This window comes from Streptomyces sp. A01, assembly GCF_059026195.1.
Genome location: NZ_JBWLKN010000049.1, coordinates 18379 through 27831, shown reverse-complemented (window position 1 = coordinate 27831; position 9453 = coordinate 18379). Strand labels below are relative to the sequence as shown.

General features: G+C 67.1%; 5 protein-coding genes and 1 pseudogene. 5 read left to right on the top strand and 1 reads right to left on the bottom strand.

Annotation, left to right across the window (positions count from 1 at the left end; translation table 11 throughout):
* Nucleotides 1-341: 341 nt before the first annotated feature.
* Together AC5P1B_RS34540 and AC5P1B_RS34535 are read left to right on the top strand one after the other, a co-directional pair.
* Nucleotides 342-731, top strand: coding sequence for a hypothetical protein (locus AC5P1B_RS34540; protein WP_493891976.1), 390 nt, complete (start codon nt 342-344; stop codon nt 729-731).
* Nucleotides 732-1034: 303 nt separating this feature from the next.
* Nucleotides 1035-3479: a helicase associated domain-containing protein gene (locus AC5P1B_RS34535; RefSeq protein WP_493891975.1), complete on the top strand. Its 2445-nt coding sequence runs from the start codon at nt 1035-1037 to the stop codon at nt 3477-3479.
* A gap of 379 nt (nt 3480-3858) precedes the next feature.
* Here AC5P1B_RS34535 and AC5P1B_RS34530 read toward each other — a convergent pair whose 3' ends face one another.
* Nucleotides 3859-4317 (bottom strand): hypothetical protein, encoded by a 459-nt coding sequence (locus AC5P1B_RS34530; protein WP_493891974.1) that lies wholly within the window; start codon nt 4315-4317, stop codon nt 3859-3861.
* Between the two features lie 566 nt (nt 4318-4883).
* Between AC5P1B_RS34530 and AC5P1B_RS34525 the strand changes: the two genes are divergently transcribed.
* The 3 genes and pseudogenes from AC5P1B_RS34525 (at nt 4884) to AC5P1B_RS34515 (ending at nt 9437) form a co-directional block, all read left to right on the top strand.
* Nucleotides 4884-5633 carry a DUF4365 domain-containing protein gene (locus tag AC5P1B_RS34525; RefSeq protein ID WP_493891973.1) on the top strand — a complete coding sequence of 250 codons (750 nt, stop codon included), beginning with the start codon at nt 4884-4886 and terminating at the stop codon, nt 5631-5633.
* Between the two features lie 40 nt (nt 5634-5673).
* Nucleotides 5674-7818 carry a hypothetical protein gene (locus AC5P1B_RS34520; protein WP_493891972.1) on the top strand — a complete coding sequence of 715 codons (2145 nt, stop codon included), beginning with the start codon at nt 5674-5676 and terminating at the stop codon, nt 7816-7818.
* Nucleotides 7819-8209: 391 nt separating this feature from the next.
* A pseudogene (locus AC5P1B_RS34515) lies at nt 8210-9437 on the top strand (IS110 family RNA-guided transposase).
* The last annotated feature ends 16 nt before the right edge of the window (nt 9438-9453 follow it).

Genomic DNA, 9453 nt, shown 5'->3' with positions numbered 1-9453 from the left:
CCCCGCGGAGGGGGTCCCCAGCGCTGCGCGCTGGGGAGTGAAAGCGCCCCGCGTTGCGGGGCGCAACCGATCCGCGGTGCGGATCGGGGCGCGGCAAGCCGCGCCGGCTGTCTCCGCTTCGCTCCAACAGCCAAAAGTATGGCCGCGTTGCGGGCCATACCGAAGTGCCGCTGGCAAGCCGGCGGAGTGATCCGCGTTGCGGATCACGGGGCAGGTCCGCTTCGCTCCCCCGCCTTGGGGCTCTCCGGCTTCGTCTTTCGAGCCCGGGCCCGCTGTCGCGGGCCTGGCTGGCAGGGTGTCAGCATGCTTGACCAGTGGTCTCGTTGGGCATAGTGATCTTCATGACCGATGTGCCCCGGTATCAGATCCGTTTAAGGTTTGCCGACTTCATACTCGACCCCAAAGATCCGGACGTCATGCGCAGAGTCATCGATCTGGAAACGGACGTGCTGACATTCGAGGAAGGTTCAGTCACGTTCTGGCTGCACGGCGTTGAGGTGGGTGTTTTCCCCTTGGTTTCACTGAGCGCAGTGGAACTGTCCTCGGGCACTCCCTCGTCGTCGTCTCGGGCCTACTCGGTAGACGAGGTCAGGAAGCAGCACGGCAACGCATACCAACGGTGGTCGGGCGAGGACGAGCAGCTGCTCCTGGAGCTTCATGCCGCTGGTCATGGTGTCGACGCGCTGGCCCAGCGGTTCGCACGGCAGTCGAACGCTATCCGTTCCCGGTAGGTGAAATTGGGAGTGGAGGAGATCCGTGAACCCGGTCAACAGGGCGCTGATCCACCATTCTGACGGCCCGTCGGTCCGGTCGCTCGGAGGGTAGGGAGTATCTCACGGATGTCCCTACCGCAGGTTGATGTGTCTAGTTCCGTTCAGGGCTTCCTCGGTGCATGCGATAGTGACGGAGCGTGTCCGATGCTGAGTGGGGTGGGGCCTGGCAGGAGCGCCTGTGTATCAAAGTGACTGCGGCTAGAATCCATTCTAGGGGCCTACTGCCCCCGCTACGGGCAGCGAGAAAGGCGGGGAGATCGCGTGTCGGGTCAGCAGCAGCGGCTTCGCCCTCATCAGGTCGAGGCAGTGGATGCGGTAGTCCGCGCTCTGGGGCAGCCGACAGGTTCGGTACAGCCGGCGGGAGGGCTGCGGGTCCAGGTCATTGCGGCTACGGGGTCCGGCAAGAGCCTGATCGCAGTGCACTCGGCGCAGGAGCTGCGTGCCGGGCGGGTGTTGGTGCTGGTGCCCACCTTGGATCTGTTGGGGCAGATGGTGGGTGCCTGGCGGGCGGGTGGTCGTGGCGGGCGGATGTTCGGAGTGTGTGCGCAGCGCGAGGGCGGGGCGCTGGATGTGCCGTGTTCGACGGATGCGGCGGAGCTGGCCGGGTGGCTGCACGGGGTGGAGCGGTGCACGGTGTTCGCCACGTATGCGGCGGTGGGGCTCGGGGTGTTGGAGCGGGCGCATACGGCGGGGCTGGATCCATGGGATCTGGTGGTGGTGGACGAGGCGCACCGGACCTCTGGGGCGCTGGGGAAGCCGTGGGCCGCGGTGCACGACAACGGCCGGGTGCCGGCGGTGCGGCGCCTGTACATGACAGCCACTCCGCGGTTGTGGGAGGTCGCTGCTGAGGAGGGCGCCGGTGGTGGGGGCGGCCGTGGGCCTGCACGGTTGGTGGCGTCGATGGACGACGAAGGGGTCTTCGGGCCGGTGGTGTACCGGCTGCCCATGTCGCGGGCGATCGAGCGGGAGTTGATCGCGCAGTACCAGGTGGTCTGCGTGGACATCGCCGACCCTCAGGTCCAGGCCGTCCAGCTGGTCGGCGGTGAGGGACGGACGGATGCGGTGCGCGGGATGCGGCTCGCGGCGCTGCAGACGGCGGTGCTGAAGACGGCGGCGGAACACCGGCTGCGCAGGATCTTGACCTTTCACCATCGCACCAGTGAGGCGGAGGCGTTCTCAAGCGGGCTGGGGCAGGTGGCGAAGGCGCTGTGGGAGAGCGATCAGGCGGCATATCCGGGGCCGGAGCTGGTGTGGGCGGACTGGTTGTGTGGGGAGCACAAGACAGCACACCGGCGCAGGGTGTTGGAGGATTTCTCGACGGGGATCACGGACGAGGCGGTGATGGAGCGGAGCGTGCTGTCATCGGCGCGCGTTCTCGGCGAGGGTGTCGATACGAAGAACTGCGACGCGGTCGTCTTCGCAGATGTCCGCGGCTCCGCCCCTGATGTGGTTCAGGCCGTGGGGCGGGCACTTCGGATGCAGCCCGGGGAAGGCAAGACTGCCTCCTTGGTGGTGCCCGTGTTCCTCGGGCCGGGCGAGCAGCCCGACGAGATGCTCGTCTCCAAGGCGTACACGGACCTGGCCAAGGTGCTGACCGCGCTGCGCGCGCACGACACCGAAGCTGTCGAGCAGCTCGCCGTCCTCCAGACTGCTGGCCGTCCCTCGTCGGGTGGAGGCCAGGTGTCGGCTGAAGGAGGGGTGAGTGGGCCAGCGCAGGGGCTGCTGTCCTTCTCCACCCCGCGGGACCCGGTGAAGCTGGCGGCGTTCATCACCGCGCGGGTCCTCAAGCCCGAGGGCGAGTACTGGCGGCGGGGACTGCAGGCCGCCCTCGCCTACCACACAGACCACGGCCATCTGCGTGTCCCTTATGGGTACACGACCCCCGACGGGTTCCCGTTGGGCGTGTGGATCTCTGTCCAGCGACGTACGCACCGGCAGGGTGATCTTGTCGAAGACCGGGTGCGGCAGCTGGAGGAGACCGGGATGATCTGGTCCCGGTACTCGGTGGCCTTCGAGGAAGGTCTGGCCGCCGCACGTGGCTGGGCCGCTGAACACGGTCATCTCCTCGCCCCGCACGAGGCCACCTGGCAGGGCTACCCGGTCGGCGTCTGGCTGAAGAACCAGCGCACCGCCGCACGACGTGCCGACACGGCCGAGGAAGCAGAGCCCGCGGACGGTGCTGCGGGTGTCCTGAGTCCTGAGCGGCGGCAGGAGCTGGACGACATAGACCCGGCCTGGTGCCCTGCATGGCCAGTGGCCTGGCAGCGCTGCTTCCACCTGGCCCGTACCCACCTCGCCGGCGGCGGCACCCTGCCCGACGACGCCCGCCTGCTCATCATCCAGGGCGAGGACATCGGTCACTGGGCCCAAGTCCAGCGCACCGAGTGGGACGCGCTGGCCCCCGCACAGCAGTGGCTGCTTGCCGAGACCCTCGGGCTCGAGCCGCTCGAGGAGACAGAGAGGGCTGCTGCCCGGGCAGCTGTCCCACGGCGTAGCCGGGCGCAGATGTGGGCCGCGAATCTCGCAGCCGCCCGTCAGTACGCACACCGCGAAGGGCACCTGAACGTCCCCCGATCGCATATCGAAACCGTCGGCGATGCCGAGCAGGCTCTCGGCGTATTCATCGCCAACTCCCGGGCCCGCAGGGCGGGCCTCGCACCCGAGCGGATCGACGAATTGACCGCGATCGGCATGAAATGGAGCTGAGCGACATGACGGACTCGCCGGAAGGCTTCAGCAGTGTGTGGGAGGTGCTGGTAGCGGCGCGAGCGTCGTACCTGTCCGACGTCTCGCCGTACTACGACGAAGTGTTCCAGGAGGTCGCACGGCGGGCGAGGGAAGCTGGCTGCCTCGGCAAGGCGGACATCGGGGCGCTGGTGATGTGGAAACGACTGTCCGCTCAGACTCCGTGGGCTTCGAAGCTCATGTCCCTGCCCGACACTGAGGTACGCGCTGTCACCGCGCGCGCCGTTCAGGCGGTCCGCGACACGGATGCGCCACGCGCCGAAGCGGCCCGGGCAGGGCGCAGCACCGTCTGGGAGGCATCGGCGATCCTTACCGCAGCGGCGCCGGAGCGGATGGCGGTCTACGACCGCCGCGTGCAGCAGGCCCTGGATTTGCTGGGCCTCGCTCTCAGCGGGCCCTCGATGCCGCAGCCCACGGCACGCGAGGAGGCCAGCAGGTGCATGTCGCCGCGGTGCAGGCCGAGCGCCTCGCCGATCCGCAGCCCCGTACACGCCAGCAGGGCGATCAGGAAACGGTCCCGGGCCCTGGGCGCGAAGGCGATCATCCGGCGGATCTGCTCATCGCTGAGGTCTTCATAGCCGGGTTCAGTGATCTGGAAGCGGAATGCGGCCGCCCGTACCTGGCGCCGCCGGCCCGACTCGCCGCTGTCGTAGCCGGGCGGGGTGAAGCGCAGCAGCTTCGGCTCCGACCGGAGACCGGCCGTGTCGGCCAGCACCCAGCCGTGCACACCGCCGAACCGCAGGAACTCCCCCACCACCGTCATCACCGCGTTCGCCGTCCCCCGACCGGTACCGGACAAGCCCAGGCCGCATCCGGCCAGCACGGGGCGGAACAGGAGTCTCGATCAGCCACTGCTGCAGCCCGGCCAGCCCCAGAAACCCGAGACTACTCCAGTCCAGCCGCCGCATCCGGCAGTAGTTCAGATACAGAGCGACCCGCCCGGCGTAAGCGCGCTCGGTGTTCGGCGAACAGCCCCTCGCCCGCAGCGAGACGAGGTAGGCACCGCCTCCGGCTGCAGATCAAACGAACGGGCATCGACCACTACCCACCGCACCAAACCGGTCACCGGAGAAACAGCACGCTCCGCCGCAAGTCGGGGTCCACACACCAAACACAACCACCACCCACAGCCCCGCGTACGGCACTCCGGCCAGCACCATCAGCGCAGGTGGCAACAGGAACAAACGTCCCCCACACCGCCACCACCGGCAGATAAAACGATCCCCGGACTCCGACTCAGGTTGGTCCGTGAGAAGGAATCCAGAGGCGCCACTTTGCTGATCCTCTGCCGCGATGCCAGGGCCTGCGAGGCTGGCGACTGAAGTATCAGCGGCCCGCTCATCGGCCGAGAGGAGTTCAAGCAGCATGCGCGCCAGCGAGCAGGAACAAACCGGCAGCGCCGGCGTGTCCCGGGTAATGGCGGATTTCGCGGACCTCGGCTGGGGTCCGCAAGAGAACCATCGTCATGACTTGGGCATCGACGTCTTCCTGCAGGTGCGTGATGAGCGTCTGTTCGACCGGGCGGTCGTCGTGATCGCGCAAGTAAAAACCGGTGACACCTACTTCCAGACTGTCGAGAAGGACCAGCACGATCGCGTCGTCGGATGGTGGTACAAGGAAGCCGGTCCCAAGCACTTCGAGAACTGGGTGCAACATGCCCATCCCCACTTGCTTGTGCTGCATGACCCCAAGGAGCGGGTGTCGTACTGGGTACATGTCACCAAGGAGGTCGTAGAAAGCACCGGAACGGGCTACAAGGTCCTCGTTCCGGCCGACCAGCGAGTCGATGAAGCCAGCCTGGGCGCCCTCATGGCGGTAGCTTCCTCGGCGAAGAGCCCGCCGGCCTTGCAGGGAACGTCTTTCGCTGCGAGCGCGAAGGCAGTGGCTCCCGGTCAGGCACTGCGCCACGCCCTGCTGGCGCCAAGGCTCATTGCCCCACATCCCAACACTGGCTACAAACGCACCCTTGAGCCCGAGGAAGCCATCGCCCTGATCGTCCAGGAGCGCATGAACGCCTTGCATCAGGTATGTCAAGGGCGGCAGCAATCCGAATCTGGCCGAAGCATCGGCTCAGTCTGGCGACTGGCGATGGCGATTCTTCGCCGTCCTCCGTGAGTTCGTCACCTCCGGGGAATCGGGGCCCCTGCTCGACCTCGTGTCTGCGACCAGCCGTTCTCAAAACCCCAAGCCGCAGAAGCGGGATACGCAGCCGGGATATCGCATCGCCGCCTGCGCCGTGACCGCAGCCGTCGCACTGAGCCATGCGGAACGCTGGGACGAGGCCGAAGCGGCGCTGACCGCCGCCGGTACTGACCTGTCCCCTATCGACCACGCCTGGGTACTCATGCACCGCGCCATCACCCTTGCTGAGCGCGGAGCTATCGACGAGGCGCGCACGCTGGCAGCAAGCGCTCAGCGGACCCTGATTCTCGACGTCGACGACGTCACGGCTGGAGCCATCAGCGCATCCGCGGCCAGATTCATCTTCGAGACCTCAACGTGGGACACCACAGGAGAACAAGTCGAGGCGACACTGACTGCTGGAGACACGGCCACCTCGTGGTGGCGGTCTCAGTCGATCAGCTGGGCTCTGGCTGGCCACGATAAGTCGGCGTTCAAGGCATGGGGAAACTGCGACGACATCGACCTCCAACTCTTGGCGGATGCCCAAGGCCTCCTGCACGGTGCGTGGCTGTCTGCGGCGCTCGCCGGTGCCCGCGGCAGCGCAGCAGCAGCCCTCGCCCAACGTTCGCGTCACGAAATCATGCACCATGAAGTGGCCTGGCGAAGTGCCAGCACAGAACAGCTGAACGGGCCACAGCAGACAGACGAGTTGAGCTCGCAAGCGACAGCGTCGTCGGGCCAACTCGCGCTTCAGGGGCTGGAGAAGGCCTTGGATGAGCTGCGGCGTTACGGCTGTCGTGAAGATCTGGAGATCGCGGTTCAACGACTGTGGGCAGCCGGGCCGGCCATTTCCGTGCGTGGCGCGTTGCAGCGTTCGGCAGTCGCGCCTTGGACACACACCAACGCCCGTTCCAAACTCATGCTCCTGCAGCATGCTGGTGACCTGCTGGATCAGTCTGCGGCGGACGAAGCCGCAGAACACTGCCTGAGCCTGCTCAGGGAACCTGCTCCATTCGCCGAGCGGGTACGTCCAAGCTTCAGGGTCGACCACTTCGCCAACCGCGCACTGTGCGGAGTATTGGCCGCCGCCAGCGACACCTCGCACGAGCAAGCCGTCACGTTCTTGCTGGATGACCTCTCTCGCGACAAGAGCAGCAGGGTCGAAGACGACCTGACACGACTCGTTACCTGCCTTCGGCCTTCGGCATTCGCCACCCGAGCCGATCAGATCCGCGCCGCCGCGCTCGACCAGGAACGGTCACTTCTGTCCGCAACCATGCTGGGTGCGCTTATGCAGTGCGGTGACACCGAGGCGGAAGCCGAGCTGACGCGACGCGCCGAAGAAGCTGACATGGAAGCGGCAGGAGAGTTGGCATCGGCCACGACACTGAACACTACGGCCGCTCAGGTCATCATCGACATCGCCGTCTCCAGATGCTGCCAACTCGTGGAAGAGGCTCGCCGCAGCGTGTGGCAGCACAGCGGAGCCGACTACGCACGCACCCTGGCCGCCTGCAACCTCACCTACCCGGAGCTTGCGCAGTGGGATCCGATCATGGACGTCGTCGCCGAACCCGGCGTAGCCCAGGACGACAAGATCAGCACCGTACGCATCCTTGGCCAACGTGCGAGCGAACTCCCCGACCCGGTGGCGTCCCAACTGCGGGACGCCCTAGCCAGCGGTCCCGCAGCGGTTCAGGGACACGTCATCTGGCCTGACCGCACAGCAGAGCTCGCCGAGGCGGTGTTCGCCCTCACGCTCGCCCTCGGGATCACAGACACTACGGCTGCGGTACACCGGATTCTGGCCTGGCTGCGCGGCTCAGCCTCCCAGCGTCGAGCCGCAGCCGGACTGGTATCGGCACTCGGCCACCGGGCGCAGGACCCGCGGGTCCAAGGGTTCCTGGTCATGCTCACCGGCGATTTCCAGGTTCAAGTCCGTGCACAGACAGCAGTTTCACTCATCCGCGGGCAGCAGGGTGCGGTGAGCAGCGACGTTGCAGAGGCCATCAGCGCTGCTGCGCGAGAGCCCGGATGCCGTGTACCACTCGCCGTCGCCAAAGCCCTGCACGACGCACCCGAAACATGGCTCGGAGGAGAGGCACCTCAAGCCGAACTCTCCAACCACATCTCAGCACGAGTCCGAGCAGCTGCGTCAGGGCACTGGAATCCCTAGCGCTGAAGATCCTTTGCAAGCAAACCAAGCGTCCCTAACCCTGCGAACACCCCTAATACGTAGTTAGCGGAGCCCAATCAGCGTGGCGGTCCGGTGGGCTCCGGGTGCGACTCCAACGACCCTACGGCCCGTGAGGCCTTTATCTAGAGCGGAGCCCCCGGTGCCCTCCAGGCCGCCACGCGACCCCTACGTTCGTCGCGTGAGCCCGCCGCACGGTGACCTCCCCCTATACCCCGCGAGCCATCGAGCTCTGGTCTAGACAGAGGCCCGTTCGGTGCGCTGGCGTCGCGAACGGCTTGTGAGATGGCGGACCTTCGAGTCCTTGTATTAGGTCGCCGCGCGGCCCGCATGTGCTTGCTACCAGCACAGATAGCACTACGGAGGGGATAGCGTGACCGTGTTCTGCGGTATCGACTGGGCGGAGAAGCACCACGACCCTGATCAACGAGGCCGGAGACCTGCTGGCCAAGGACCGCATCACCGATGATGCGGCCGACTACTCCAAGCTCCAAGAGCTCCTGGCCGAACACGGCGACTCCGCGGAGAAGCCGATACCCGTCTCGATCGAGACCAGCCGCGGCCTGCTGGTCGCCGTCCTCCGTGCCGGCGGCCGACCCGTCTACGCAATCAACCCGCTCGCCGCCTCCCGGTACCGCGACCGGCACGGCGTCTCCGGCAAGAAGTCCGACGCCGGCGACGCCCTGGTCCTCGCGCACATCCTGCGCACCGACCTGGCCATGCACCGCCCTCTGCCCGAGGACAGCGAACTCGCCCGATCCATCGCGGTCCTGGCCCGCGCCCAGCAGGACGCGGTCTGGAGCCGCGTCCAGGTCTCCAACCAGCTTCGATCCCTGCTGCGCGAGTACTACCCCGCAGCCCTGGCCGCGTTCGTGACCGGCCGGGAAGGCGGCCTCGCGCACCGCGAGGCCCGCACGGTCCTCGCCCTCGCCCCTACCTCGACTGCGGCGGCCAAGCTCTCGAAACCGCAGATCCGTGCTGCCCTCAAACGGGCGGGCCGCAAACGGGCCGTCGACAACGAGACGGCACGGCTTCAGGCGATCTTCCGAGCCGAGTACGCCCACCAGCCGACGCTCATCGAAGAAGCGATGGGCCGTCAGATGCTCGCCTTCCTGCGCCAGCTCGACGCCGTCTGCGAAGGCGCCGACGACCTCGCCTCGGCCACCGAAGAAGCCTTCCGTCAGCACGCGGACGCCGAGATCATCCTCAGCTTCCCGGGCCTGGGCCCCCAGCTCGGCGCCCGGGTGCTGGCGGAGATCGGCGACGACAAGACGCGCTTCGCCGATTCCCGCTCGCTGAAGGCATACGCCGGTTCAGCACCGATCACCCGCGCCTCCGGCAAGAAACGGTACGTCGGGCGCCGGCACGGCAAAAACGATCGCCTCGTCCACGCCGGCTACCTCTGGGCCTTCGCCTCCCTGCGAGCCTCCACGGGCGCACACGCCCACTACGGGCGCCGACGAGAGAAGGGCGACTGGCACGCCTCCGCCCTGAGGAACCTCTTCAACCGGATGCTCGGCCAGCTGCACCACTGCCTCCGACACCGCGTTCACTTCGACGAGGAACAGGCCTTCGCCCCCGCCGTCGGCCTCGCGGCTTGACGTCATAACCCGGTGA

Coding starts and splice junctions, on each gene's coding strand:
- AC5P1B_RS34540 (WP_493891976.1), top strand. CDS start 342: ATGACCGATGTGCCCCGGTATCAGATCCGTTTAAGGTTTGCCGACTTC.
- AC5P1B_RS34525 (WP_493891973.1), top strand. CDS start 4,884: ATGCGCGCCAGCGAGCAGGAACAAACCGGCAGCGCCGGCGTGTCCCGG.